The 23,421-nt window shown below is 73.2% G+C and carries 24 protein-coding genes and 1 pseudogene; 11 read left to right on the forward strand and 14 right to left on the reverse strand.

Going from position 1 to position 23,421, the window contains the following annotated elements; translation table 11 throughout:
* Both NUM_RS28070 and NUM_RS28075 read left to right on the forward strand, forming a co-directional pair.
* A pseudogene (locus NUM_RS28070) lies at positions 1-1,696 on the forward strand (hypothetical protein); the annotation flags it as partial.
* Positions 1,697-1,817: 121 nt separating this feature from the next.
* Positions 1,818-2,441, forward strand: coding sequence for a putative glycolipid-binding domain-containing protein (locus NUM_RS28075; protein WP_207127965.1), 624 nt, complete (start codon positions 1,818-1,820; stop codon positions 2,439-2,441).
* 28 nt (positions 2,442-2,469) lie between these two features.
* On the opposite strand, the gene cds1 is transcribed toward NUM_RS28075, so the two are convergent.
* From cds1 to NUM_RS28090, 3 genes are read right to left on the reverse strand one after another with little or no spacing between them, the layout of a single operon-like run.
* Positions 2,470-3,561 carry an L-cysteine desulfhydrase Cds1 gene (gene cds1 / locus NUM_RS28080; protein WP_207127966.1) on the reverse strand — a complete coding sequence of 364 codons (1,092 nt, stop codon included), beginning with the start codon at positions 3,559-3,561 and terminating at the stop codon, positions 2,470-2,472.
* Positions 3,562-3,620: 59 nt separating this feature from the next.
* The gene (locus NUM_RS28085; protein WP_207127967.1) at positions 3,621-4,172 is read right to left on the reverse strand and encodes a Clp protease N-terminal domain-containing protein; all 552 of its coding nucleotides are present in this window, start codon (positions 4,170-4,172) and stop codon (positions 3,621-3,623) included.
* 2 nt (positions 4,173-4,174) lie between these two features.
* Positions 4,175-4,396 (reverse strand): hypothetical protein, encoded by a 222-nt coding sequence (locus tag NUM_RS28090; RefSeq protein WP_030446577.1) that lies wholly within the window; start codon positions 4,394-4,396, stop codon positions 4,175-4,177.
* A 140-nt stretch (positions 4,397-4,536) separates the two neighbouring features.
* Here NUM_RS28090 and NUM_RS28095 point away from each other — a divergent pair, with 140 nt between their 5' ends.
* Positions 4,537-4,992 (forward strand): methylglyoxal synthase, encoded by a 456-nt coding sequence (locus NUM_RS28095; RefSeq protein ID WP_207127968.1) that lies wholly within the window; start codon positions 4,537-4,539, stop codon positions 4,990-4,992.
* Here NUM_RS28095 and NUM_RS28100 read toward each other — a convergent pair.
* Positions 4,979-5,566: a hypothetical protein gene (locus NUM_RS28100; RefSeq protein WP_207127969.1), complete on the reverse strand. Its 588-nt coding sequence runs from the start codon at positions 5,564-5,566 to the stop codon at positions 4,979-4,981. The genes NUM_RS28095 and NUM_RS28100 overlap by 14 nt on opposite strands.
* Positions 5,567-5,818: 252 nt before the next feature.
* Here NUM_RS28100 and NUM_RS28105 point away from each other — a divergent pair, with 252 nt between their 5' ends.
* Together NUM_RS28105 and NUM_RS28110 are read left to right on the forward strand one after the other, a co-directional pair.
* On the forward strand, positions 5,819-6,016 hold the full coding sequence (locus NUM_RS28105; RefSeq protein ID WP_207127970.1) for a hypothetical protein: 198 nt from the start codon (positions 5,819-5,821) through the stop codon (positions 6,014-6,016).
* Entirely contained in the window at positions 6,013-6,399 is a 387-nt protein-coding gene (locus tag NUM_RS28110; protein WP_207127971.1) for a type II toxin-antitoxin system death-on-curing family toxin, read from the forward strand. The genes NUM_RS28105 and NUM_RS28110 overlap by 4 nt, the downstream gene beginning before the upstream one ends.
* Here NUM_RS28110 and NUM_RS28115 read toward each other — a convergent pair.
* Positions 6,389-6,883 (reverse strand): Lrp/AsnC family transcriptional regulator, encoded by a 495-nt coding sequence (locus NUM_RS28115; RefSeq protein WP_225918905.1) that lies wholly within the window; start codon positions 6,881-6,883, stop codon positions 6,389-6,391. The two genes, NUM_RS28110 and NUM_RS28115, sit on opposite strands and share 11 nt — an antisense overlap.
* Before the next feature lie 135 nt (positions 6,884-7,018).
* Between NUM_RS28115 and hppD the strand changes: the two genes are divergently transcribed.
* The 3 genes from hppD (at position 7,019) to hisC (ending at position 10,351) form a co-directional block, all read left to right on the forward strand.
* Positions 7,019-8,218: a 4-hydroxyphenylpyruvate dioxygenase gene (gene hppD, locus NUM_RS28120; protein WP_207127973.1), complete on the forward strand. Its 1,200-nt coding sequence runs from the start codon at positions 7,019-7,021 to the stop codon at positions 8,216-8,218.
* 206 nt (positions 8,219-8,424) lie between these two features.
* The gene (locus NUM_RS28125; protein ID WP_207127974.1) at positions 8,425-9,279 is read left to right on the forward strand and encodes an RDD family protein; all 855 of its coding nucleotides are present in this window, start codon (positions 8,425-8,427) and stop codon (positions 9,277-9,279) included.
* The gene (gene hisC, locus NUM_RS28130) at positions 9,272-10,351 is read left to right on the forward strand and encodes a histidinol-phosphate transaminase (protein ID WP_207127975.1); all 1,080 of its coding nucleotides are present in this window, start codon (positions 9,272-9,274) and stop codon (positions 10,349-10,351) included. Before NUM_RS28125 ends, hisC begins: the two co-directional genes overlap by 8 nt.
* Positions 10,352-10,540: 189 nt before the next feature.
* On the opposite strand, the gene NUM_RS28135 is transcribed toward hisC, so the two are convergent.
* Complete coding sequence (locus tag NUM_RS28135) at positions 10,541-11,410, reverse strand: winged helix-turn-helix transcriptional regulator (protein WP_207127976.1); 870 nt, start codon at positions 11,408-11,410, stop codon at positions 10,541-10,543.
* A 78-nt stretch (positions 11,411-11,488) separates the two neighbouring features.
* Between NUM_RS28135 and NUM_RS28140 the strand changes: the two genes are divergently transcribed.
* Complete coding sequence (locus tag NUM_RS28140; RefSeq protein WP_207127977.1) at positions 11,489-12,712, forward strand: MFS transporter; 1,224 nt, start codon at positions 11,489-11,491, stop codon at positions 12,710-12,712.
* Positions 12,713-12,879: 167 nt separating this feature from the next.
* Here NUM_RS28140 and NUM_RS28145 read toward each other — a convergent pair whose 3' ends face one another.
* The 4 genes from NUM_RS28145 to NUM_RS28160 all read right to left on the reverse strand — a co-directional run bounded on the left by NUM_RS28145 (position 12,880) and on the right by NUM_RS28160 (position 17,619).
* On the reverse strand, positions 12,880-13,626 hold the full coding sequence (locus NUM_RS28145; protein WP_207127978.1) for a guanyl-specific ribonuclease: 747 nt from the start codon (positions 13,624-13,626) through the stop codon (positions 12,880-12,882).
* Between the two features lie 165 nt (positions 13,627-13,791).
* The gene (locus tag NUM_RS28150) at positions 13,792-15,351 is read right to left on the reverse strand and encodes an MFS transporter (protein ID WP_207127979.1); all 1,560 of its coding nucleotides are present in this window, start codon (positions 15,349-15,351) and stop codon (positions 13,792-13,794) included.
* 91 nt (positions 15,352-15,442) lie between these two features.
* Positions 15,443-16,675: a fumarylacetoacetase gene (gene fahA / locus NUM_RS28155; protein WP_225918906.1), complete on the reverse strand. Its 1,233-nt coding sequence runs from the start codon at positions 16,673-16,675 to the stop codon at positions 15,443-15,445.
* Positions 16,672-17,619, reverse strand: coding sequence for a hypothetical protein (locus NUM_RS28160; protein WP_207127980.1), 948 nt, complete (start codon positions 17,617-17,619; stop codon positions 16,672-16,674). The genes fahA and NUM_RS28160 overlap by 4 nt, the downstream gene beginning before the upstream one ends.
* 132 nt (positions 17,620-17,751) lie before the next feature.
* Here NUM_RS28160 and NUM_RS28165 point away from each other — a divergent pair, with 132 nt between their 5' ends.
* A complete protein-coding gene (locus tag NUM_RS28165) occupies positions 17,752-18,918 on the forward strand; it encodes a homogentisate 1,2-dioxygenase (protein ID WP_207127981.1) in 1,167 nt (388 codons plus the stop codon).
* Between the two features lie 187 nt (positions 18,919-19,105).
* On the opposite strand, the gene NUM_RS28170 is transcribed toward NUM_RS28165, so the two are convergent.
* The 4 genes from NUM_RS28170 to NUM_RS28185 form a co-directional block, all read right to left on the reverse strand.
* Positions 19,106-20,152, reverse strand: a complete 1,047-nt coding sequence (locus NUM_RS28170; protein ID WP_207127982.1) for a tetratricopeptide repeat protein — start codon at positions 20,150-20,152, stop codon at positions 19,106-19,108.
* Between the two features lie 464 nt (positions 20,153-20,616).
* Positions 20,617-21,093: a 2-C-methyl-D-erythritol 2,4-cyclodiphosphate synthase gene (gene ispF / locus NUM_RS28175; protein ID WP_207127983.1), complete on the reverse strand. Its 477-nt coding sequence runs from the start codon at positions 21,091-21,093 to the stop codon at positions 20,617-20,619.
* A gap of 50 nt (positions 21,094-21,143) precedes the next feature.
* Positions 21,144-21,869: a 2-C-methyl-D-erythritol 4-phosphate cytidylyltransferase gene (gene ispD, locus NUM_RS28180; RefSeq protein WP_207127984.1), complete on the reverse strand. Its 726-nt coding sequence runs from the start codon at positions 21,867-21,869 to the stop codon at positions 21,144-21,146.
* Positions 21,870-21,890: 21 nt separating this feature from the next.
* Complete coding sequence (locus NUM_RS28185) at positions 21,891-22,376, reverse strand: CarD family transcriptional regulator (RefSeq protein ID WP_030446561.1); 486 nt, start codon at positions 22,374-22,376, stop codon at positions 21,891-21,893.
* A 305-nt stretch (positions 22,377-22,681) separates the two neighbouring features.
* Between NUM_RS28185 and NUM_RS28190 the strand changes: the two genes are divergently transcribed.
* Complete coding sequence (locus NUM_RS28190) at positions 22,682-23,419, forward strand: hypothetical protein (RefSeq protein ID WP_207127985.1); 738 nt, start codon at positions 22,682-22,684, stop codon at positions 23,417-23,419.
* Positions 23,420-23,421 lie beyond the last annotated feature (2 nt).

The following is a 23,421-nucleotide window of genomic DNA, read 5'->3' on the forward strand; positions in this document are numbered from 1 at the left end:
GGAGCACGGCGCCGACGACCCGGCCGCCGCGGGCGGCGCCCAGCCGGCGCAGCCCGGGTGGCCGCCGGCGAACCCGAACGGCGCCGGCCCGGCCGGCGCACCCGCGCACCGCAACGCCGCCGACCCGTACGGCCAGCAGCAGGGCCAGCCGCCGGCGCAGTACGGCGACCCGGCCGGCGCCGACCCGTACGGTGCCGCGTCCCAGGGCGCCGGTTCCTACGGTGCGGCGCCCGCGGACGCCGGCCCGGGAACGTACGGCGCGCCGCAGGGCGCCGGCACCTACGGCGCCGCACCGCAGGAGCAGGGCGGGTACGGTGCCGCCGAGTCGCAGAGCGGGTACGGTGCCGGCGATTCGCAAGGCGGGTACGGTGCCGGCGAGTCGCAGGGCGGCGCGACCTACGGCGCACCCGCGCCCCAGGACCGTGGCGGCTTCGCGGGCGGGCCGCAGGACCAGGGCGGCTACCGGTCGCCGGCACCGCACGACCCGGGCCAGTACGGCGCGCCGCAGGGCGACGGTCCGTACCGGTCGGCGAGCCAGGCCGGCGCACCTCCGAGCCAGCCGTACCAGCCGCCGGCCCAGAACCGCGCGCCCGACGACCAGTACGGCGGCCAGCAGTACGGCGCGGGTCAGCAGCCCGGCGGTCAGCAGTACGGCGGGGTCTACGGCGGTCCGCAGCAGCCCGACCAGCAGTACGGCGGGCCGGCACCGCAGGACCAGGCGTACCCGCCCGGCCAGTACGGCGGTCAGCAGCAGTACGGCGGTCAGCAGCAGTACGGTGGCCAGCCGCCGGCCGGTGGCCAGCCCGGCACGTACGGCACGGCCGCCGATCCGCGTCACCCGAACTCCGCGCCGCCGTTCCCGGCGCCGCCGGAGCCGAACGGCGCCGCACCGGACGCCGGTTCGTGGTGGCGCGGCTCGGAGCGGGCCGGCGGCGAGCAGGCGCGGCGGGACGGCGGTGAGGGTGGCGGGACCGGTGGGGGCGGCCCGGGGGCCCCGATCACCCCACCCCGACAGCAGAATCCCGCGTTCCTGGGTGACGGGGCCGAGGCTCCGCCCGGCACCCTGCCACCCGCGCAACGCTTCGCTGCCCAGCTCGCCGCCGAGCACGACCGCACCGCGGTCGATGCGGACCGCCCGCAGGCACCCGACCGGAACGAGTACCGGTCCGCCGCCCCGGGTCGGCACGAGCAGCAGTACGACCAGTCCGCCGGTGCCGCGCACCGGCAGCAGCCGGGTACGGTGCCGGACCAGTCCGGCGCCGCGCCCCGGCACGACGTCACCGCACCGGCCGCACCCGGGCAGGTCGGCACCGCCCGGCCGGGGCACGACGGTGCCGGTGAGCCGCGGTACGCGACCGATCCGCCGCCCCGACCGTGGACCGACGCGGACCGCGCCGCCACCGGGCCGGACGGCGCCGCCGTCCCGGGCGCCCCGCCGGCCACCAGGCCGGGCGGCGCCGCCGTTCCGGGCGCCCCGTCCGCCGCGACGCCGCGGGCGACCGGCTATCCCGCGCTGAACCCGCTGGAGACCACCGGGTCGCTGGCCGGCAGCATCCTCGGACCACGAAACGCCGCGCCGGACGCCACCGGCGACCTGCGCCAGCAGACCTCCACCCGACGCACCCTGCTGGTACTGCTGGTCGGCGTGGTGTTCCTGGTACTGATCGGCGTGGCGCTCTGGGTGATCCTGGCCTGAGGCAGGTGCGGACCGGGCCGGTGCACCGCCGCGCCGGCCGGCGCCGTGGCAGGCTGGTCGGGAGTCGCCCGGCGCGGGGCGCCGCGACTCGACGCGGCGGGTGGTCGACACGGGAGGCGAGATGGCGACGCTGGGCAGGTCGGCGCTGTGGCGGCGGCTGGACACCACCGGCACCGAGCACGTGCTGTACGACGACAGCCAGGGGCTGCGCGCCCGCGGCACCATCATCAGCGCCGACCCGGTGCCGTACGTGTGCCAGTTCCAGCTGCTCACCGACGAGACGTGGGCGACCCGGATGTTCGAGGTGGAGACCGAGGGCGCCGGCTGGCGGCGCCGGGTGCGGCTGGAACGCGCCGCCGGCCGGTGGCGGGTCACCGCGAACGAGTCGGGCCGCCTCGACCAGCTGCTCGCCCGGGCCGGCCGGCCCGGTGCGGCGCTGCCCGGCGCCGAGCTGCCGGAGGAGTTGGCCCCGGCCACCGACGTCGACCTGCAGTTCTCCCCGCTCACCACGATGCTGCCGCTGCGCCGGCTCGGGTTGCTGCACGAGCCGGACACGGTGCCGCACACGATCACCGCGGCCTGGGTGCTGCTACCGGAGCTGACCGTGCTGCCGAGCGAGCAGACCTACCGGGCGATCGGCGACGACAAGGTGCGCTACCAGTCCGGTTCGTTCGCGGCCGAGCTCGCCGTCGACCCGGACGGCCTGGTCCGCCACTACCCCGGCCTGGCCGACCGGGTCGTCTGACCCCACCGGCGCCCGGGACGGGCGGCGCTCAGGGTTCGCGCCAGTGGCCGGTGGCGAGGAAGCGTTCGACCGTGGCCAGGTACGGCGCCGGGTCCAGGTGCTGTGCGGCCAGCCAGTCGTCGTCGTAGTACGTGCACGCGTAGCGGTCGCCGGAGTCGCACAGCAGCGTCACCACGCTGCCGGTCCGGCCGGCCGCGCGCAGCTCCGCGATCAGCGCGAACGCCCCGCACAGGTTGGTACCGGTGGAGCCGCCGACGCGCCGCCCGAGCAGCGTCGCCGCGGCCCGCATGGCGGCGATCGAGGCCGCGTCCGGCACCCGCATCATCCGGTCCACCACGCCGGGCAGGAACGACGGCTCGACCCGGGGCCGGCCGATGCCCTCGATCCGGGAGCCGGCGCACACCGTGTGCTCCGCGTCGTCGTCGACCCAGCCCTGGTAGAACGCCGAGTTCTCCACGTCGACGACGGCGAGCCGGGTCGGGTGCTGCCGGTACCGAAGGAACCGGCCGATGGTGGCGGACGTGCCGCCGGTGCCGGCGCCGACCACGATCCACTCCGGGATCGGGTGCCGCTCCAGCGCCAGCTGCTCGAAGATCGACTCGGCGATGTTGTTGTTGCCGCGCCAGTCGGTGGCCCGCTCGGCGTAGGTGAACTGGTCCATGAAGTGGCCGCCGAGCTTGCCGGCCAGGGTGCGGGCCTCGTCGTACACCCGGGAGGCGTCCTCGACCAGGTGGCACCGGCCACCGGCGAACTCGATCAGCTCGATCTTCTCCGGGCTGGTGGTCGCCGGGATCACCGCGACGAACGGCAGCCCGAGCATCCGCGCGAAGTACGCCTCGCTGACCGCGGTGGAGCCGGACGACGCCTCCACGATCGTGGTGCCCTCGGTGATCCAGCCGTTGCACAGCCCGTACAGGAACAGCGACCGGGCCAGCCGGTGCTTGAGCGAGCCGGTCGGATGCACCGACTCGTCCTTGAGGTACAGGTCGATGCCCCAGTCGAAGGGCAGCGGGAAGGCGAGCAGATGCGTGTCGGCGCTGCGGTTGGCGTCCGCGGCGACCTTGCGCACCGCGTCCGCCACCCAGCCGCGGGCGGCGTTGCCCCGGTCGAGTTGTTCCACCCGGCGACGGTACCGCGCGGTGGGCCCCGGCTCCGGCACCCACCACAGCAGCGGCAGGATCACGCGGCCCGGTGCGGCAGTTCCCGCTCGACCGCCTCGCGTACCGCGTCCGGTTCGACGCCGAGCGCCCGAAGCGTCGCGGTCGCCGGGTTCGGTTGCCCGCGAACCACGCCGAGCAGGATGTGCCCGTCGTTGAGCTCGGTGTCCTTGCGGTGCACGACCTCCCGCACGGCGAGCTCCAGCACCTTCTTCGCGGCCGGGTCGAACGGGATGTGCCCGGCCTGGAACGGCCGTGGCGACCGGTCCAGCGCGCCGGGGCCGAAGGACTCCTCGGCGGCGCGCTTCACCTCGGCCAGGTCGATGCCGACGGTGGCGAGCGCGTCCGCGTCCAGCGCGTCGTCGTGGTCGCGACCCAGCCCCGCCACGTACGCCCGGGCGGGTTCGAACGCGACGCCGAGCGAGCCGAGCGCGGCGGCGGCCGGGCCCCGGTCGATGGCGAGGATGCCGAGCAGGATGTGCTCGGTACCGACGTGGTCGTGCCGCAGCGCCCGGGCCTCTTCCTGGGCCATGACCACGGCCGCGCGGGCGCCCTTGGTGAACCGTTCGAACATCGTCAGCGATCCTTTCGACCCTTGGCGTGTTTCTTGTGCACGGCCTGCCTGCTGACCCCGAGCAGCACCGCGATCGACTCCCAGGACCAGCCCGCCTCGCGCGCCGCGGCCACCTGCAGCGCCTCCAGGCGCTCGGCGAGCTCGCGCAGCGCTCGTACCGCCCGGAGGCCGATCGCCGGGTCCTTGCTGCCGGCCGCCTCGGCCAGCTGCACTCCAGTAGCCATACCGTCAACTTACGTTGACACGGCGGCAGTGTCAACCTTGGTTGACGAGCACCGGGCCACCGCAACAGCCATGACCCCTGCCGGCCACGCCGCCGGCGGGCACACTGGAACCGCCCGATCGGCGAGGGGGACGGGACATCATGCCGCAGCAGACCCGGACGGTACGGACGATCGCGATGGTCGCGCACGACAACAAGAAGGTCGAGCTGTTGCGCTGGGCTGACTTCAACCGGGCCACCCTGCACGGGCACCGGCTCTACGCGACCGGCACCACCGGCTCGATGCTGCAGTACGAGTTGGGCCTGCCGGTCACCCAGTTCCTGTCCGGCCCGGTCGGCGGCGATCAGCAGATCGGCGCGAAGATCGCCGAGGGCGAGATCGACATGCTGGTCTTCTTCTGGGACCCGCTGGAGGCACAGCCGCACGACCCGGACGTCAAGGCGCTGCTGCGGCTGGCCACGGTCTGGAACATCCCGGTCGCGATGAACGTCGCCACCGCCGACTTCCTCATCTCGTCACCGCTGTTCCACGGCGACTACGCACCCCGGCGCCCCGAGTTCGCCCCCCGCGACCCCACCGACCTCACCCCGGAGTGACCGAGCTTCGGCCGGACGATGGTGCCCACTCCGTACGGGTCGCGGCGATCTTCTCGACGTCGAACTCACCGGCCGCGATCGCCACGAACCGGCGCAGCCACCCGATCGGCCGTTCACCCCGCCCGGCGGCCACGGCGATGCGGTGCGCATCGGCCAGCGCCGCCGTCATGGCGCCGACGAACTCTCGCCACCGGCGCGACCCCGCCCACGGCTTTCCGTTGGCCCGCACCGACTCCGGACGCATCCGCCGGAGCCGCCGCCGGAGGCTGAGGGACGCGACGAGCGCGCCCGCCGCCACGACCACTGCAGCCAGCGCCAGGCCGATCGCCGCGAGGGAGCCGTTGAACAGGCCACTCGCGACGTTCGCCGCCATGGACACGAGGCACACCAGGAAGGCGTTCCGCAGCGCCGTCCGGAACCAGGGGCGGCCGAGCCCCCGCATCGCGACGTACTCGGGGCCGGTGAGCCCCGCGCCGAGCGCCAGGGCCGCAATGCTCCGCTGCTCCGACTCGAAGCCCTCGCCCTCCGGCCCGGCGTCCTCCGCCGAAGGGACGGAGCGCTCGCCGGTCGTCATGCCCACCTCCCGGTACGCCAACCGACAAAGCGTACGAGGCGGTCGCGAGCGCCGGGTGTCAAGACGCGCTGCTGCGGCCGAGCCACGAAGGCGGAACATCCGGTCGTGGCGACGCCCGACGCCCTCGCTCCTCGCCGCTGCTCCATGGCGACCAGGCGCCCCAACGCCCGAGTTCGCCGCCCGCAGTCCTATCGACGTCGGCGCTCAGCGAACTAGTACCGATTTTGGTACCGGATCGGGTACCATCGCGGTATGGCAGCACTCAACGTGGCTTTCAACGACGACGAGATGGACGAGCTGCGCCAAGTCGCCGAAGCGGAAGGCGTCAGCATGAAGACTCTGGTGCACAAGGCGACGATTCACTCGCTGCACGAGCGCAGGGTGCGGATGGCGACGAAACGTACGGTCGACGCGCTGGCCGAGGTGAACAAGCGGCTGGCCGAGCTGTGACCGAATCGGTCGAATACCTCGACATCGAGGACGTCATCGCCATCGCGAGCACGATCGCCGGCGAACGGGTCGCACCACGCGACTTCGGCTTGCTCGCCTCGGCAGTGGCCCGGCCGCAGGCGAGCATGTTCGGGCAGGACGCCTACCCGGATCTGCACGTGAAGGCCGCCGCGCTGCTGCATTCACTCGCCGCCAACCATGCCTTCGTGGACGGGAACAAGCGCACCGCACTCAACTCGGCGATCGTGTTCCTCGACATCAACGGTCATCCGCTGAGCAAGCCGGTGGACGTCGACGCCATGGTGAAACTGACCCTCGCCGCGGCGCAGTCGCAGCTCGATCTCGCCGAGATCGCCGGCGGCCTTCGCGCGTTCACCGATTGACCGTGGCGGCCTCGGTGACGAGGGGGAGGACGCGGTAGGGGATCTGCTCGTCTAGGGCGATGATCGTGGAGCAGCGCACCACCCCGTCGTACCCGAGGATCAGGTCGATGACGCGCTGCAGGTCGGCGTTGGAGCGGGCCACCACCCGGCACATCATGTCGCCGGCGCCGGTGATCGTGTGCGCCTCCAACACCTCCGGGATCGAGCCGAGGTGCCGGGCCACCGCGCGATGCCCGCGCTCCTGCCGGATCTCCAGGGTCAGGAAGCCGGTCACCGGGTAGCCGAGGGCCACCGGGTCGATGCTCGGCCCGTACCCGCGGATCACGCCGCGGGAGGTCAGCCGGTCGAGGCGGGCCTGCACGGTGCCGCGGGCGACGCCGAGCCGGCGGGAGCACTCCAGGACGCCGATGCGGGGCTCCGCGGTCAGCAGGGACAGCAACCGGACATCCAGGCTGTCCAGTGAATGTCCCGTTTCGCTGTACACGTTGCGCACTGTCTCACCGCCTGTCACCGGGTTTCGGAACAACCTGACCAGCATTCTCGCGCACTATTGCCCAGCGGTGGCCGGCTGCACGATGCTGCCGGCATCCAACCGGTACGACAGCCTGGGAGGCGCACCATGACCACCGCCATGGACCGTCCGGCCGAGAACATCGACGAGGCCACCCTGATCGGTGCGGTCGAGCACGACATCAGCGCCGACCCGTTCCCGGTCAAGGGGCTCGACCACGTCCGGTTCTACGTCGGCAACGCCAAGCAGGCGGCGCACTACTACTCCTCCGCGATGGGGATGACCGTGGTCGCCTACCGCGGGCCGGAGCAGGGCCAGCGCGACCTGGCCGAGTACGTGCTGACGTCCGGCTCGGCGCGGTTCGTGATCACCGGCGAGGTGCACGCGGGTACCGCGGTGGGCGAGTCCTGGGTCAAGCACGGCGACGGCATCGTCGACCTGGCCATCGAGGTACCGGACGTGGACAGGAACTACGCGCACGCGGTGGCGCAGGGTGCCGTCGGGTTGGAGGAGCCGCACGACCTCAGCGACGAGCACGGCACGGTGCGCGTCGCCGCGATCGCCACGTACGGCGAGACCCGGCACACGCTGATCGACCGGTCGGCGTACGACGGGCCGTTCCTGCCCGGCTTCGTCGCCCGCGAGCCGATGGTGAACCGGCAGCAGCTGATCGACGCCGGCCTGCAGCCGAAGCGGTTCTTCCAGGCCATCGACCACGTCGTCGGGAACGTCGAGCTGGGCAAGATGGACTACTGGGTCGACTGGTACAAGAAGGTCATGGGCTTCACCAACATGCAGGAGTTCATCGGCGACGACATCGCCACCGAGTACTCCGCGTTGATGAGCAAGGTGGTCGCCTCCGGCACCCGGAAGGTGAAGTTCCCGCTCAACGAGCCGGCCGTGTCCAAGCGCAAGTCGCAGATCGACGAGTACCTGGAGTTCTACGGCGGGGCGGGCGCGCAGCACATCGCGATCGCCACGAACGACATCATCGCGAGCTACGACGCGATGAGCGCCGCCGGCGTCGAGTTCCTCAAGACCCCCGACTCGTACTACTCCGACGCCGAGCTGCGCGCCCGGATCGGCACCGTCCGGGTACCGATCTCCGAGTTGCAGGACCGTGGCATCCTCGTCGACCGGGACGAGGACGGCTACCTGCTGCAGATCTTCACCGCGCCGCTGCAGGACCGGCCGACGGTGTTCTTCGAGCTGATCGAGCGGCACGGCTCGATGGGGTTCGGGAAGGGCAACTTCAAGGCGCTGTTCGAGGCGATCGAGCGCGAGCAGGAGCGCCGCGGCAACCTCTGAGGGATCCGTCCGGGCCGCGCCAACGACGTCGCGGCCCGGGCCCCGGCCGGTCGCCCCCGGGGGCGGGGGCGGACGTTCCGGTTGCTGCTACCCGTAACCTTGCTCTGTCAGCTTTCGCCGGGCCCTCCACCGTGCGTGGGTGGTCGCGCCCACCGGCACCGCGCCCGCTCGGGCCTGGGTCGGCACGGTGGTGTCGAGGAAGGTTCATGGGCAAATCGATCTCGCCGGGGTGGTACAAGGATCCGGCCGCGCCGGAGACGCAGCGTTACTGGGACGGCGAGCAGTGGCTCGGCGACCCGCTGCCGGCCGACGCCACACCGCCGGCCACCCCGCCCCAGCCGCCACCGCCACCGCCACCCGTCCCGGAGACCCCGCAGGTACATCCGGGCTGGACCGCCGCCGAGGTGCCGCAGCCCGGCACGCCGGGCCCCGGTCAGCAGGTGCCACCGGAGCTGTTGCGCCCCGGCGCCGTGCTGCGGGCGTTGCCGAAGCCGACGATGCCGGCCGGGTTCGTGTCGGCGTCGCTGGAGCGCCGGCTCGGCGCCCGGCTGATCGACATCGCCATCGTCGGGGTCCTCAGCATCGTGGCGAACGCCTGGCTCGGCTACAAGTACGTCGCCGCGCTGATGCCGTACGTGCGGGAGGCGATGGTCGACCCGCAGACCGAGGTGCCGAACGATCCGCAGCTGACCACCCTGCTCTACGCGATGATCGCCATCTCGCTGGTGCTCTGGTTCGCCTACGAGGTGATCGGTACGGCGCGCAACGGGCAGACGTTCGGCAAGCGGCTGGTGGGCATCAAGGTGATCCGGCTCGACGGCGCGCCTGCCGACTTCGGCTCGTCGTTCCGCCGCTGGGCGGTGATGGCGATCCCGAACCTGTTCTTCCCGTGCTGCGCGCCGGTGCAGCTGATCGACGTGCTCTGGTGCACCTGGGACAAGCCGCTCGCGCAGTGCATCCACGACAAGTCGGCCCGCACCATCGTGGTGTCGGCCCGGCCCACCGACCTGCCGCCGCCCGCGGACCGGCCGGCCAACGACGGAAGGACGTCTCATGAGTGAGCACGATCGTCGTCCCCTGACCCGGCCGGACCTGGCCGCGCTCCCGCCGTACGTGCCGGGGCGCAGTCCGGCCGACCTGGCCCGCGAGCTGGGCATCCCGGCCGCGATCAAGCTCGCCTCCAACGAGGTGCCGTACGGGCCGCTGCCCGGCGTCACGGAGGCGATCAGCGCAGCGATGGCCGAGGTCAACCGGTACCCGGACGCCGCGGTGATCGCGCTGCGCGACGCGCTGGCGGAACGGTACGAGGTGGCCCCGGACCGGATCGTCACCGGCTGCGGCTCGGTCGGGCTGCTCGACCTGCTCTGCAAGTCGACCTGCCAGCCGGGCGACGAGATCGTCTACTCGTGGCGCTCCTTCGAGGCGTACCCGCTGGTCGTGCTCGGCGCCGGCGCCCGCTCGGTGCAGGTACCGAACAAGTCGGGACACGGGCACGATCTGGACGCGATGCTCGCCGCGATCACGCCGGCGACCCGGCTGGTGCTGGTGTGCAACCCGAACAACCCGACCGGGACGGCGCTGCACCGGGCCGAGCTGACCCGGTTCCTGGACGCGGTGTCGGACGACGTGCTGGTGGTGCTGGACGAGGCGTACCGGGAGTTCATCACCGACGAGGAGGTGCCGGACGGGCTGGTCGAGTTCGCCGACCGGCCCAACGTGGTGGTGCTGCGGACGATGTCGAAGGCGTGGGGCCTCGCCGGGCTGCGCTGCGGCTGGCTGGTCGCCTCGCCGGAGGTGGCGAACACGCTGCGCACCGTGCTCACCCCGTTCGCGACGAACATGCTGGCGCAGGCGGCCGCGATCGCGGCGCTGCACGCTGCCGACGAGATGCGGCGCCGGGTCGATCTGGTCCTGGCCGAGCGGGACCGGCTGCTGCCGCAGCTGCGCGCGCTGGTCCCGGGCACGCCCGCGTCGCAGGCGAACTTCTTCTGGCTGCCGGTCGCGGACCCGGTCGGGTTCGGCAAGCAGTGCGAGAGCCACGGCGTGATCGTCCGCCCGTTCCCGGAGGGCGTGCGCGTCACGATCGGCACCGCCGAGGAGAACGACGCGTTCCTCGCCGCCGCCCGCGGCTGACCCGCATCGCGGCGGGCCTGGCGCCGCGTCGCTCGGCGGCCGGTGCCGGTGCGGCCCGCCGGCGCCGCCCCCGAGCCGCTGCGGCCCCGCCGCCGGGCCGGCGGGGCCGTACCGCCGTCGCGGGCCGGTGCGGCCGATCGGCCCGCCGCCGGGCCGGCGGGGTCGTACCGCCGTCGCGGGCCGGTGCGGTCAGCCGGACTCGACGAGGCGCAGGGCGTCGTCGACCGAGGCGGCCGGGTCGGTGATCGGGTAGTCCACCGCGCGCACCACCCGGTCGGCGTCGACCACCAGCGTCAGCCGCTTGAGCCGGTCGACGCCGGCGGCCCGGAACGTCGGCAGCCGCAGCGCGGCGGTCAGCGCGAGTTCGGCGTCGGACAGCAGCGGGAACCGGATGCCCTCGTGTTCGGCGAACGCGTCGAGCTGGTCCGGCCGCTGCGTGCTGATCCCCCGTACGCTCGCGCCGGCGGCGGCGAAGTCGGCCGCCCGGGCCTGGTAGGTACGCGACTCCAGGGTGCAGCCGGGTGCGCCGGGGATGTCGCCCCAGCCGGGTGGGTAGCCCTGCACGCCCGGCCGGTACGCGCCAGGGAAGCAGAACAGCACGGTGCGCCGGGTGTCGGCGACCGGGTCGACGGCCCCGTCGCCGCGGCCGAGCAACACCGGCGGGATCCGGGTACCGACCAGGGCGCGGGCGGCGCGCACCTCGGCGGAGCCCTCGACGCCGGTGGCGCGCAGCGTGCCGTCCCCGCTGACGTACCGGGATCCCCAGTCCTGCAAGGCGATCAGCACGGGTAGCAGGCCGCGGCCGGCGTCGGACAGGTGGTACTCGTACCGCGGCGGGTGGTCCTGGTAGCGGCGGCGGTCGAGCACGCCGTGCTCGACCAGGGTGGCGAGCCGCTGTGCCAGCACCTTGCGGCTGACGCCGAGCTCGGCGGCGAGCGCGTCGAAGCGGTGCAGGCCGCCGGCCACGTCGCGCACCACCAGCAGCGTCCACCAGTCGCCGACGACGCCGAGCGCCTGGGCGATCGAACAGTCGGCGTCGGCCAGGTCCGTGTAGCGCATCTCTCCCCTGCTTTCGCCGTTCCGCCCTCGCCATTATAGTCAGTTCCCATTGGGAACTTACTGCTTCGGAGGAGACGCGTGACGACGCTCGACCGGCGCGCCGCGACCGGCGCGTTCTGGCGGTACTGGACCGCGTCGACAATCAGCAACGTCGGCGACGCGGTCACCGCGGTGGCCCTGCCGCTGCTCGCGGTGACCACCCTGCACGCCACGACGTTCCAGGTCAGCCTGATCGCGGCCGCCTCGTACGTGTCGTGGCTGCTGATCGGGCTGCCGGCCGGCGTGCTCGTCGCCCGGCTGCCGCTGCGCGGTACCCAGGTGGCGATGGACCTGCTGCGCGCGCTCGCGCTGCTGTCCATCCCGGCCGCCGCGGCCCTCGGCGTACTGCACCTGCCGCAGCTGGTGGTCGTCGCGCTGGTCGTCGGGCTGGCCAGCGTGGTGTTCTTCGTCGGCAACTCGACGCTGCTGCCCGCGATCGTCCCGGCCGACCAGCTGACCGGACGCAACAGCCTGACCTCCGGTACGCACGCGGCGACCCAGCTGTCCGGCCCGTCGCTCGGCGGCGTACTGGTGCAGGCGGTCGGTGCGGTCACGAGCCTGCTGTTCGACGTGCTCAGCTACCTGGTCTCGGCGATCCTGCTGGCCGCCCTGCCCCGCCCCTGCCGCACCGGGGACGCGCCCACCGGTTCGCCGCTGCGGATGATCGCCGACGGCCTCCGGTACGTCGCCCGGCACCGGCTGATGCGCTCCTGCGTCGCCGCCGCGACGCTGGTCAACTTCGTCTGCGGCGCGCTGCTCACGCTCACCCCGGTGTTCCTGGTCCGTACCCTCGGCGCGGCGCCCGGCCTGGTCGGCGTGCTGATGGCGACCGAGGGGGTGGGCAGCCTGGTCGGCGCCGCACTGACACCGCGGATCGCCCGCCGGCTCGGTTCCGCCCGGGCGTTGTTGCTGGCCGGCACCGTCGCCGCGGTACTCGCACTGCTGATGCCGCTGGCCCGCGGTGGCTGGGGGCTGCTGGTGTTCGCCGCCGGCAACGCCGGCTTCGCGGCCGGTGTGGTGGTGCTGAGCGTGCTCACCCGTACCCACCGGCAGACCGTCACGCCGCCGGAGCTGCTGTCCCGGGTGATGGCGACGGTGCGGTTCGTCTCCTGGGGCGCGATCCCGCTCGGCGCGCTGGTCGCCGGCCTGGCCGCCAGCGCCGTCGGCAACCGCGACGCGCTCGCGCTGACCTGCGCGTGCACCTTCGCCGCTCCGCTGGCGCTGGTGGTCGGCCCGGTCCGCCGGCAGCGCGACCTGGACTGACCGCGGGCGGGCACCGGTCGGTGCCCGCCCGCGTGACCGGTTGGTTCGCGACGCCAGTAGGTGCGCCGCGGTGCCCTCGGCGAAGCCCGCAGGCCGGGCCGCACCGCGATCGCCGGACCAGCGATCGAAGGGAGCCGGACTGCCGGCGACCGCCAGTAACGTGATCGCTAGGACTGGACCTGGCAGAAGCTGCCGTAGTCGTCGCCGGTGTAGTAGTACTCGCCGCCGGAGCCGCTGATCAGCCGGCGGTCACCGGTGCCGGAGTCGCCCGGCGTGGGCACCACGTACAGGTGGTAGTAGTCGGCCGACTCGGCCGGCAGCACGCCTTCGCGGTTCTCGTACACGGTGCCGTCCTGCTCGTACGGGAACGGGCCGCCCGCCTCGACCAGGCCGATGGTGTCCTGCACCTGCGACGGCAGGTCGGTGCACGCCGGTACGCCGCCGCCACCGCCGCCGCCGTTCGCGTCGGTGATCTCGCAGAACGTCTCGTAGTGGTCACCGGTGTAGTAGTAGTGCGGCGGGTCGGTCACCGGCGAGCCGCCGGTGACGATGCGGCGGGTACCGCGGTTGGGCGAGTCCGGCGTGATGACGGTGTACTCGTGGTAGTAGCCGGCCGACTCGGCGGGCAGCACACCCTCCCGGTTGTCGAACACCACCCCGTCGTTGTCCGGGTAGGGGAACGGCCCGCCGGAGTGGATCAGGTTCACCGTGTCGGTGGCCTGTGCCGGGAGGCTGCCCAGCGTGCAGTCGGAGATGTCGGCCGGCGCGGCGACGGAGGCCGCGGCGACGTGGTGGGCCGGTGCCGGGCTGGCCGGTTGGGCCTGGGCGACCCCGGTACCGATGGCGAAGACCCCGGCGAGCCCGGCGACGGTGGTCACCAGAGCCCGGCGGAGCGTCAGGGCATGTAGTCTCATGTCCGGATAGTACGAATAAATCGGTTAACGGCGCATCCCCGGGCCGCGAAACTTCTCGTCGGATCCGATCGGCACCGATCGATCTCCGCCGGCCCGACGGCTCCCCCGGCGCGCGCCGGTCAGACATCGCGGCCGGCCCAGCCGCAGGTCCGAGGCCTGCCGCGGTCAGTGGCCGTCGCCGCCCGGGCGCAGGTCGCGCGGGATCAGCACCAGGCTGACCAGCGCCGCGAGCAGCAGGATCACCGCCGAGACCAGCGCCGTGTCCACGAACGCGTGGCCGAACGCGGTGAACGCACCGGCCAGCGGCCCACCGGTACCGGGCGGGTGGCCCAGGTCGGTGGAGATCTGCGCGGCGTTCCCGACCGACTCGGCGGCCGGACCGGCGTGCTCGGCCGGCAGCGTCGGCAGGTGCGCGCGGTAGAGCCGGACCGCGAGGCTGCCGAGCGCGGCCACCCCGAACGCGCCGCCCAGCTCGTAGCTCACCTCGTCGATCGCGGCGGCGCTGCCGGCCTGCTCGGCCGGCGACGACGCCATCAGCAGTACCGACGCGATCGTCGACGCGGCACCGGCGCCGAGCCCGGTCAGCGCCAGGAACGCACCGACCGGCGGGTACGTCAGCGCACCGGTACGGGCGGCGAACCACGGCACCGCCATCCCCACCGCGACGAGCAGCAACGCCAGCGCCAACACGTACCGCGGGGCGAACCGGACGATCAACGCCGGCGCGACGAGGGTGCCGACGATCAGCGTGAGCGGCAACGGCAGCAGCCGCACGCCGGCCTCCAGCGGCGAGTCGCCGTGCGCGTACTGGAACCACTGGCTGGCCAGGAACAGCAATCCGACCAGGCCGAACATGGCGAGCGCGATGGCCGCCACGGCACCGGTGAAACCGCGCCGGGCGAACAGCCGTACGTCCAGCAGCGGGTGCCGGCGGTGCAGCGAGTTGCGGATGAACGCGTACCCGCAGACGACGGCGACGATCAGCGAGACCCAGACGACCGGGTCGTGCAGGCCGTTCCTGCCGGCGAGCTTGATCGCGTTGGCGATGCCGACGATGGCGAGGATGGACAGCACCACGCCGGCCCAGTCCCACCGGGACGGCACCGGCCGGTGGTAGTCGGGCAGCAGCCAGCGACCGAGCACCATCGCGGCCATCGCGATCGGCACGTTGATCAGGAAGACCGCGTGCCAGCTGAAGTGCTCCAGCAGCCAGCCGCCGAGCAGCGGGCCCAGCGCCATCCCGGCGCCGAACACCGCCGACCAGACGCCGAACGCGAACGTCCGCTCGCGCGCGTCGGTGAACACCTGGCGCAGCATCGACAGCGTCGCCGGCATGATCGCGGCACCGCCGACGCCGAGGCCGACCCGGCTCGCGATCAGCTCGGCCGGGCTGGTCGAGATCACCGCGCCGATCGAGGCGACACCGAAGATGCCGTACCCGATCAGCAGTACCCGGCGGCGACCGGTGCGGTCGCCCATCGCGCCGGCGGTGACCAGCAGCCCGGACAGCGCCAGCGCGTACCCGTCGACGATCCAGAGCTGCTCGACCGAGTTCGCGCGCAGGCCGTCGACCAGCGCCGGCAGCGCGACGTTGAGGATCGTCGCGTCCATCGCGATGATCAGCAGCGACGCCGACAGCAGCGCGAGGACCACCCAGCGGGAGCCCACGCCCGGGACCTCGACGGCGACCGGCTCGTCCGGTTCCGCGGCGCGGTGCCTCCCCATCCGACCACCCCCGAGCCGCAGAATACGTGGCGTGATCGGAGAACCGCGGACGGTTCGATTATCACGCCACCACGCGGGCGGGGGGGGCGGGTCAGTCGCGGGCCGGCAGGATCGTCCCGGTCACCTCACCGAACCCGATCGTCGTACCGTCGGCGCCCGGTGCGGTGGCGGTGATCGTGACGGTGTCCCCGTCGGCGAGGAAGACCCGCTCGGAGCCGTCGTCCAGCGTCACCGGCTCGGCGCCACCCCAGGTCAGTTCCAGGAAGCAGCCGCTGCCGCCGGGTCGCGGCCCGGACACCGTGCCGGAGGCGTACAGGTCGCCGGTGCGCAGGCTCGCGCCGTTCACGGTGAGGTGGGCGAGCTGCTGCGCGGCGGTCCAGTACATGCCGGCGAACGGCGGGCGCGACACCGTGCTGCCGTTCCAGTGCACCGCGAGCGACAGGTCGTACGCGCTGCCCGCGGGAAGCAGGTAGTCGGCCGGCACCGGGTCCTGCGCCGGCGCCGGCACCCGGGCGGCGGCGAGCGCCTCCAGCGGTACCACCCAGGGCGAGACGCTGGTGGCGAACGACTTGCCCAGGAACGGGCCGAGCGGCACGTACTCGAACGCCTGGATGTCGCGCGCCGACCAGTCGTTGACCAGTACCGCGCCGAACACCGTCCGGTCGAAGTCCACAGTGGACACCGAGGAGCCCTGCGGGCTCGGGGTGCCGACCACGAAGCCCACCTCGGCCTCGATGTCCAGCCGGATGCTCGGCCCGTACTCGGGCTCGCCGTCGACGAGACGCTGACCGGAGGGCCGGACGACGTCGGTACCGGAGACCACGATGGTGCCGGCCCGCCCGTGGTAGCCGACCGGCAGGCGGTGCCAGTTCGGCAGCAGCGGCGGCTGGTTCGGCCGGAACAGCCGGCCGACGTTGCCGGCGTGCTCCTCGAAGCAGTAGAAGTCGACGTAGTCGGCCACCTCGACCGGCAGGTGCACCGTCACCTCGCCGCGCGGTACCAGCGCGGAGCGCAGCGCCGGCTCGTACGAGGCATCGGCGACCAGCTCCAGCAGCCGGGCCCGCACCGCGTGCCAGACGTCGAACCCCTTGGCCAGGAACGGGTTCAGGCTCGGCGCGTCGAACACGGCCCGGTCCACCACACCGAACTCGTCGCGCAGCGCATCGTCCAGCAGCCCGGTGTTCGCGGTCGCGGCGAGCGACAGCACCTGGTCCCCGATCGCGACCGCGACGTGCCGCCGGCCACCAGCCTTGCTGACGATCCCGTACGGCAGGTTGGTCGCCGGGAACGGCGAGGACGCCGGGATCTCGATCCAACTGGTCACGCGTGGGCCTTTCTGGGCGCGGGCAGGTAGGAGAGCAGATCGGGATCGAGCAGGCCGAGCTCGACCAGGTCGGTCAGCGGCTCGGCCACGCTGCACGATCCGTACGAGGCGAAGCAGCCGCGGGTCTCGCCGGGCCCCGCCAGCATCGCGCCGGCCACCTCGGCCAGCGGGCCGGCCGCGCGGCCGGACAGCGCCTGCTCGGTACCGGCGAACGGCGGGTCCGGCAGCGCGCCGAGACACACCGCCGCCAGGACGTTCAGGTACCCGTGGTGCTCGAAGCCGGTCGCCGCCGCGGTGTGCCGCACCGCGTGGTGCAGCCCGGCGGTCAGCTTGAACGGAAGCTCACGCCCCCGACACCGGTCGACGAAGCCGGCCAGTTCCGCCTCGGTCGGGAACGCCTCGGCCGACAGCCCACCGGTACGCAGCTTCGCTCGGGCGCCGGTGCCGGCCAGCGCGTCGACGCCGTCGAGCAGGTGCGGACCGCGGGGCAGCTCGACGTACCGGCGCACCGTCCCGTCGCTCGTGGCGGGGACGATCGCGTCGAGCCGGGCGGCCACGTCGCGGACCGTGGCGACCGGGTCCGGCCCGGCGCCGACCGGGCACTCGAGCTGGCGCAGCGTCACGCGCGGCTCGGCCAGCGCGGCCGGGACGACCGCCTCGAGCTGGTCGATCGGCCCGATCAGGCCGATGTCCAACCGCGGCGGCAGGACCCCGAGCGGCCGGTCCGACGCGGCCGCGCCCGGCGCGCCGTTCAGGCAGTCGACCAGCTCGCCCCACCGTGCCGCCGGAAGCAGCAGCGGCCCAACCAGATCGGTGTACGGTGCGCTGCGGTGGTGTCGGTGTTCGGCCACCGCGACCGACATGGGGGCATTGCCGGGCGGGAAGAGGGCGGCGTCGTCGACGAGCGCACGAAACAGCGCCGGGATCGGCGACTCGGTTGACATACCGCTGACCGTAGTCGACGCTACGTGTATAGGACAATAGTGTCCGATTATCGGACGATCACCATTGGTGACAACCATCGTTGGTGCCGACCGGCGTGAACCGCCCGGCGGCACCCGTACCCGGGAGGGCCGATGCCGTACTACCGGCGGGTGGGCGAGATCCCACCGAAGCGCCACACCCAGTTCCGGCAGCCCGACGGCTCCCTCTACAAGGAGGAGCTGATGGGCCAGGAGGGGTTCTCCAGCGACTCCTCCCTGCTCTACCACCGCTACCCGCCGACCGCCATCCTCGCGGCCGACGCGTACGACGCACCGCGCGTCACCCGCACCCCGAACCACCCGCTCAAGCCGCGGCACCTGCAGACGCACAAGCTCGACACCACCGGCGCGGACGCCATCACCGGCCGGCAGCACCTGGTCGCCAACGACGACGTGCGCGTCTCGTACGTGACCGCCGATGCGCCGAGCCCGCTGTACCGCAACGCCATCGGCGACGAGTGCCTCTACGTCGAGGCCGGCACCGCGACGGTCGAGACCCAGTTCGGCGCCCTGGACGTACGCCTCGGCGACTACGTGATCATCCCGATGTCGGTGATCTACCGGGTGGTGCCCACCGGCGACGAGCCGCTGCGGCTGCTGTCCGTCGAGTCCACCGGCCACATCGGCCCGCCGAAGAAGTACCTCTCGGTCCGCGGCCAGTTCCTCGAACACTCGCCGTACTGCGAGCGCGACGTGCGCGGCCCGAGCGAGCCGCTGATCGTGGACGAGACCGAGGTCGAGGTCATCGTGCAGCAGCGCGGCGGCTGGACCAGGTTCGTGTACGCGCAGCACCCGTTCGACGCCGTCGGCTGGGACGGCTGCCTGTACCCGTGGGCGTTCTCGATCTTCGACTTCGAGCCGATCACCGGACGCCTCCACCAGCCGCCGCCGGTGCACCAGACGTTCGAGGGGCCGAACTTCGTGCTCTGCTCGTTCGTGCCGCGCAAGGTCGACTACCACGAGCTCGCGATCCCGATCCCGTACAACCATCACAACGTCGACTCCGACGAGATGATGTTCTACACCGGCGGGAACTACGAGGCCCGGCGCGGCTCCGGCATCGAGCAGGGCTCGATCTCGCTGCACCCGTCCGGCTTCACCCACGGCCCCCAGCCGGGCGCCGTGGAACGCGCGCTGGGCGTCGAGTTCTTCGACGAGCTCGCCGTCATGGTCGACACGTTCCGCCCGCTCGACCTGTGCGAGCCCGGCCTGTCCGTCGAGGACACCGGCTACGCCTGGACCTGGAACCGCAAGGTCTGACCGGCACGGTGCCGGTGGCCCACCGCCACCGGCACCTGCTGCACCAATTGCGGCCGGCGCCCGGGGCCCGCGGCCGCGTCGCGTCACCGGCCGACGTCAGCGCCCGCGGCATGCCGCGTTGCCGGCGGCGGCCGGAGACGGCGCCCGCGGCCGGCGCCAGCGGCTGCGGCCAACGGCTGCGGCGGCGTCAGCGGTTGCGGCCGGCGCGGTGCAGGTCGTCGGCGCGCAGCACCAGCGCGGCGAACGCGAACGCACCCAGCAGGATCAGCACTCCCAGCGGCCACGGCGACGCCACCAGCGCGAACACCAGCAGCATCGGCGGACACGCCAACACGCACCAGCAGCCGGCCGCGAGCCAGCGATCGAGCGACGGCAGCACCCGCAACGCCGGTTGCGTCCCGGCCGGCGGATGCACCCGGAAGACGCCGAACAGCACCACCCCGAGCAGCCCCACCACGGCGGCCACCACCCGCGCCGGGCCGCCACCGGCCAGCGTGGTCAGGGCCACGACCAGCGGGCCGCCCCACGCGTACAGCGCGCCGACCGCGAGGAACCGGGACATCCCGCTGCGCACGCCCCGACCGGTCGCGGGCTCCGCTTCGGTACGGTCGTCCGGCGGCGGCTTCCCGCCGGTCCGGGACGGGCGCAGCCGCAGTACCGACGGCTGCTCGACGTCCGCCGCCCGCGGGTCCAACCGGAGCGCCTCGGCGTGCGCGCGCCGGGCCAGATCGGCGAGGCCCAGGTCCGCCGCGACCGCCGACAGCACCAGGTGCGTCTCCGGCTCGTCCGGCGCCAGCCGGACCGCCTGCCAGGCCGCGTCCAGGGTGGCCTGGCCGTTGCGCACCTGGCGCACGATCGCCGCGTAGTGCAGCTGCCGCAGCCACGACTCCGGATCGACCTCGACGAGCCGTTCCGCGGCGTCGATCGCGTCCTGCTTGCGTTCCAGCGCGACCAGCGCGTACCCGCAGACGACCTGGCCCAGCAGGTGCTCCGGGTCGACGGCGAGCGCGGCCCGCGCCGGCGGCAACGCCTGCTGCGCGCGCCCCGCCCGCAGCTCCACCATGCCGAGCGTGGCCAGCGCCTCCGGGTGGTCCGGCGCCAACCGCAGTGCATCCCGCAACTCCTCGGCCGCCTCCGCGAAGTGGCCCAGGTCGTCGAGCAGGTCGGCACGCTGGATGAACGTGCGCACCTCGGCAGCGGTGTCCCGCCCCGTCTCGTCCGGCTCCCCCGTCACGCCCCGAGCCTAACGACCCCAAGCCCGAACCGACCCCCACTCGCCCCACGCCCCGCCCCGCACGTCCGCGGGAGACCCGGCCAACGTCAGCCACGGCGCCGATCCCCAAGCTTCCGAGACGGACCAGGCGTTCGCACCGCGTCACCGAAACCCGCGGGCCGACACGGCCAGGCGGCGTCCAACCCGATCCCCGATCCCCGACCTCCCGAGACCTCCCGACCTCCCGAGGCGAGCCCGGCGGTCTCCGGCCAGCAGCACCGACTCCCCGACGTTCCGAAGCGGCCCAGGCGGCGTCAGGATCTCGTCTCCGATGCCCCGGCGGGGGATGGTCAAGGGGGCGAAGGCCCCCTTGACGGGGAGGGGTGTGGGGAGGGGCGAAGCCCCCTCCCCACGGTCCCCCACGCGGGGTGAAGCGGACAACAGAGGTGGCCTTCGCAACGCCACCCCGGGAACACCCCGACTCGTCAGGCCCGGTACACCAGGGCCGTGGCGATCGCCGCCAACCCTTCGCCCCGCCCCGTGAACCCCAACCCGTCACTGGTGGTCGCGGACACCCGCACCGGCGCCCCACCCAACGCCGCGGACAGCGCGTCCTGCGCCTCGCCCCGGCGCGGCCCGATCTTCGGGGACCGCCCGATCACCTGGACCGCGACGTTGCCCACCGCGTACCCGGCGGCACCGACCCGGCGCGCGGTCTCGGCCAGCAACGCGGTACCGGCGGCGCCGGCCCACTGCGGTTCGGCGGTACCGAAGTTCGCGCCGAGGTCGCCCAGCCCGGCGGCGGACAGCAGCGCGTCGCAGGCGGCGTGCGCGGCCACGTCGCCGTCCGAGTGGCCGGCCAGCCCGGGCTGGTCCGGCCAGTACAGGCCGGCGACCCAGCAGTCACGATCGGCCTGGTACGCGTGGATGTCGGTGCCGACGCCGACCAGCGGGATGATCACGCCGCGAGCCTAACGAACGGCGCGACCAGCGAACGCCACCCGCGCCGGGGCTACGGGTCGACCAGCAGGGCGGCGACCTGCAGGTCGAACGGCCTGGTGATCTTGAGAGCGGACTCGGCGCCGGGCACCGTGGTCACCCGGCCACCCAGCCGCTCGACCAGCCCGGCATCGTCGGTCGCGCCGCCGTCGGTGTCGACCGCGTGCGCCGCGGCCAGCACCGTACGCCGGAAGCCCTGCGGGGTCTGTACCGCGCGCAGCACCGACCGGTCGACCGTACCGGTGACCGCGCCGTCCGGGTCGACCTGCTTGATGGTGTCGACGACCGGCAGCACCGGGATCACCGCGTCGCTGCCGGCGCGGACCGCCGCGGCGACCCGGTCGACCAGCTCCGGCGGCGCGAACGCCCGGGCCGCATCGTGCACCAGGATGATCGGGTACCCGCCGGGCACCGCGGCGAGCGCCAGCGCCACCGACTGCTGCCGCTCGGCGCCGCCGACGACCAGCCCCAGGCCCACCCCGGTACCGGCGAGGACCGGGGTGAGCAGCGCGGACACCGAGTCGACCGCGCCGGCCGGCACCGCGACCACGACGTGACCGACACAGTCGGCCTGCGCCAGCCGGCGCACCGCGTGCACCAGCAGTGGCGAACCGGCCAGCTCGCGCAGCGCCTTCGGCAGCCCGGGGCCGAGCCGCTCGCCCCGACCCGCAGCAGGCACGAGGACCGCGACGTCGCCGCGTCCTGCTCTCGACGCGGTCACGTCGCGGTCCTCGTTCATGCGTATTGCGTCGTGCTTGGCTCAGGCCTCGGACAGCACCCGATCGAGCAACGACTCTGCCTCGTCCTTGGTGCTCTTCTCGGCGAGGGCCACCTCGCCGACCAGGATGTCGCGGGCCTTGGCGAGCATGCGCTTCTCGCCAGCCGACAACCCACGCTCCCGCTCCCGGCGCCACAGGTCCCGCACGACCTCGGCAACCTTGAGCGGGTTGCCGGACGCCAGCTTCTCCAGATTTGCCTTGTACCGCCGCGACCAGTTGGTCGGCTCCTCGGTGTGCGGAGCGCGCAGCACGTCGAAGACCTTGTTCAGGCCCTCTTCGCCAACCACTTCCCGGACACCGACGATCTCGGCGTTTTCAGCTGGAACCCGCACCGTCAGATCGCCCTGCGCAACCTTGAGCACGAGGTACTGCTTTTCCTCGCCCCGGATGGTCCGGGTCTCGATTGCCTCGATGAGTGCGGCCCCGTGGTGGGGGTAAACAACGGTCTCGCCGACACTGAAAGCCATAGGTTCGAAACCCCTTTCGCTGTGTTAAGGGTAACACGCCGTTGCCCCGGACCGGGACTCCGGATGCCGCCATAACCGCTGGTCAGCGGCGTGTGAGGAGGCCTACTCGACTTGACAAACGGCGATTCGCACGGCACACGGAGGCCGATCGCGACTACAGGTGATCTAATGGGCACGAAAAGTCAGCTGTCTGCTTCGTCCCTAAACACCCACCGGCACGACCCGGATCCGATCTGGTCCGGTGCCACTCTGGTGCTCTCCGGGAACGTGAGAGAGAGTGGAAGCAAGCGGCCGAGGAGGCAGCGGTGAGCGGTCAACTTGGTGACGACGACGGCGGCCGCAGGTCGCCGGATCCCGACGGTCTGCCCGGCTTCCCACCCGAGTGGGGACGCATCGTCATCCCCGACGACGCCGCCGAGCTGGACCACGAGGCCACGAAGGTGCGGCGCGAGCTGCGCCGCGAGGCACTGCTGCAACGGCACGGGCTGCGCCCCGGGCGCCGGCTGCACCACCTGATGCTGCCGCTCGTGCTGCTCACCATGGCGGTGCTGGTCGCCACCACCAGCCTGTTCGCCGCGCTGTTCCCGCAGGGCCGGCGGGCCGGTGGTACCCCGAGCAGCAAGGCGACCGCCGTGCAGACCGGCGCGCCGCTGCCCGACCTCACCCTCGCCACCGCCTCGGGCGGGTCGGTCGCGCTGCGCGGCGTGCACCCGGCCGTCGTCCTGGTGTTGCGGCACTGCGCCTGCCGCAGCCTGATCAGCGGCACCGCCAAGGCGGCGGGCAGCCAGGTGCGGGTGCTCGTGGTCGGCGCGAGCACGGCACCGACGCTGCCGACACTGCCGGCCGGCAGCCGGGTCACCGCGGTACGCGACAACGACGACCAGCTCACCGAGGCGGTCGCCGCCGGCCAGCACCGGACGAAGCTCGCCGACAAGACCGCGACCGTGCTGCTGGTCGACCAGCACGGGGCGCTGACCGCCACCGTGCCCACCACCGTCGACCCCGCCGACTTCGCCGAACGGGTACCGGCCCTCGCCGGCTGAGC

The sequence above is a fragment of the Actinocatenispora comari genome (assembly GCF_017312725.1).
Taxonomy (GTDB): Bacteria; Actinomycetota; Actinomycetes; order Mycobacteriales; family Micromonosporaceae; genus Actinocatenispora; species Actinocatenispora comari.

What these genes read in the sequence shown, in the direction of transcription:
- NUM_RS28075 (WP_207127965.1), top strand. Translation starts at nt 1,818, where the DNA reads ATGGCGACGCTGGGCAGGTCGGCGCTGTGGCGGCGGCTGGACACCACC.
- NUM_RS28085 (WP_207127967.1), bottom strand. Translation starts at nt 4,172, where the DNA reads ATGTTCGAACGGTTCACCAAGGGCGCCCGCGCGGCCGTGGTCATGGCC.
- NUM_RS28090 (WP_030446577.1), bottom strand. Translation starts at nt 4,396, where the DNA reads ATGGCTACTGGAGTGCAGCTGGCCGAGGCGGCCGGCAGCAAGGACCCG.
- NUM_RS28095 (WP_207127968.1), top strand. Translation starts at nt 4,537, where the DNA reads ATGCCGCAGCAGACCCGGACGGTACGGACGATCGCGATGGTCGCGCAC.
- NUM_RS28100 (WP_207127969.1), bottom strand. Translation starts at nt 5,566, where the DNA reads ATGACGACCGGCGAGCGCTCCGTCCCTTCGGCGGAGGACGCCGGGCCG.
- NUM_RS28105 (WP_207127970.1), top strand. Translation starts at nt 5,819, where the DNA reads ATGGCAGCACTCAACGTGGCTTTCAACGACGACGAGATGGACGAGCTG.
- hppD (WP_207127973.1), top strand. Translation starts at nt 7,019, where the DNA reads ATGACCACCGCCATGGACCGTCCGGCCGAGAACATCGACGAGGCCACC.
- NUM_RS28125 (WP_207127974.1), top strand. Translation starts at nt 8,425, where the DNA reads ATGGGCAAATCGATCTCGCCGGGGTGGTACAAGGATCCGGCCGCGCCG.
- hisC (WP_207127975.1), top strand. Translation starts at nt 9,272, where the DNA reads ATGAGTGAGCACGATCGTCGTCCCCTGACCCGGCCGGACCTGGCCGCG.
- NUM_RS28135 (WP_207127976.1), bottom strand. Translation starts at nt 11,410, where the DNA reads ATGCGCTACACGGACCTGGCCGACGCCGACTGTTCGATCGCCCAGGCG.
- NUM_RS28145 (WP_207127978.1), bottom strand. Translation starts at nt 13,626, where the DNA reads ATGAGACTACATGCCCTGACGCTCCGCCGGGCTCTGGTGACCACCGTC.
- NUM_RS28150 (WP_207127979.1), bottom strand. Translation starts at nt 15,351, where the DNA reads ATGGGGAGGCACCGCGCCGCGGAACCGGACGAGCCGGTCGCCGTCGAG.
- NUM_RS28160 (WP_207127980.1), bottom strand. Translation starts at nt 17,619, where the DNA reads ATGTCAACCGAGTCGCCGATCCCGGCGCTGTTTCGTGCGCTCGTCGAC.
- NUM_RS28165 (WP_207127981.1), top strand. Translation starts at nt 17,752, where the DNA reads ATGCCGTACTACCGGCGGGTGGGCGAGATCCCACCGAAGCGCCACACC.
- ispD (WP_207127984.1), bottom strand. Translation starts at nt 21,869, where the DNA reads ATGAACGAGGACCGCGACGTGACCGCGTCGAGAGCAGGACGCGGCGAC.
- NUM_RS28185 (WP_030446561.1), bottom strand. Translation starts at nt 22,376, where the DNA reads ATGGCTTTCAGTGTCGGCGAGACCGTTGTTTACCCCCACCACGGGGCC.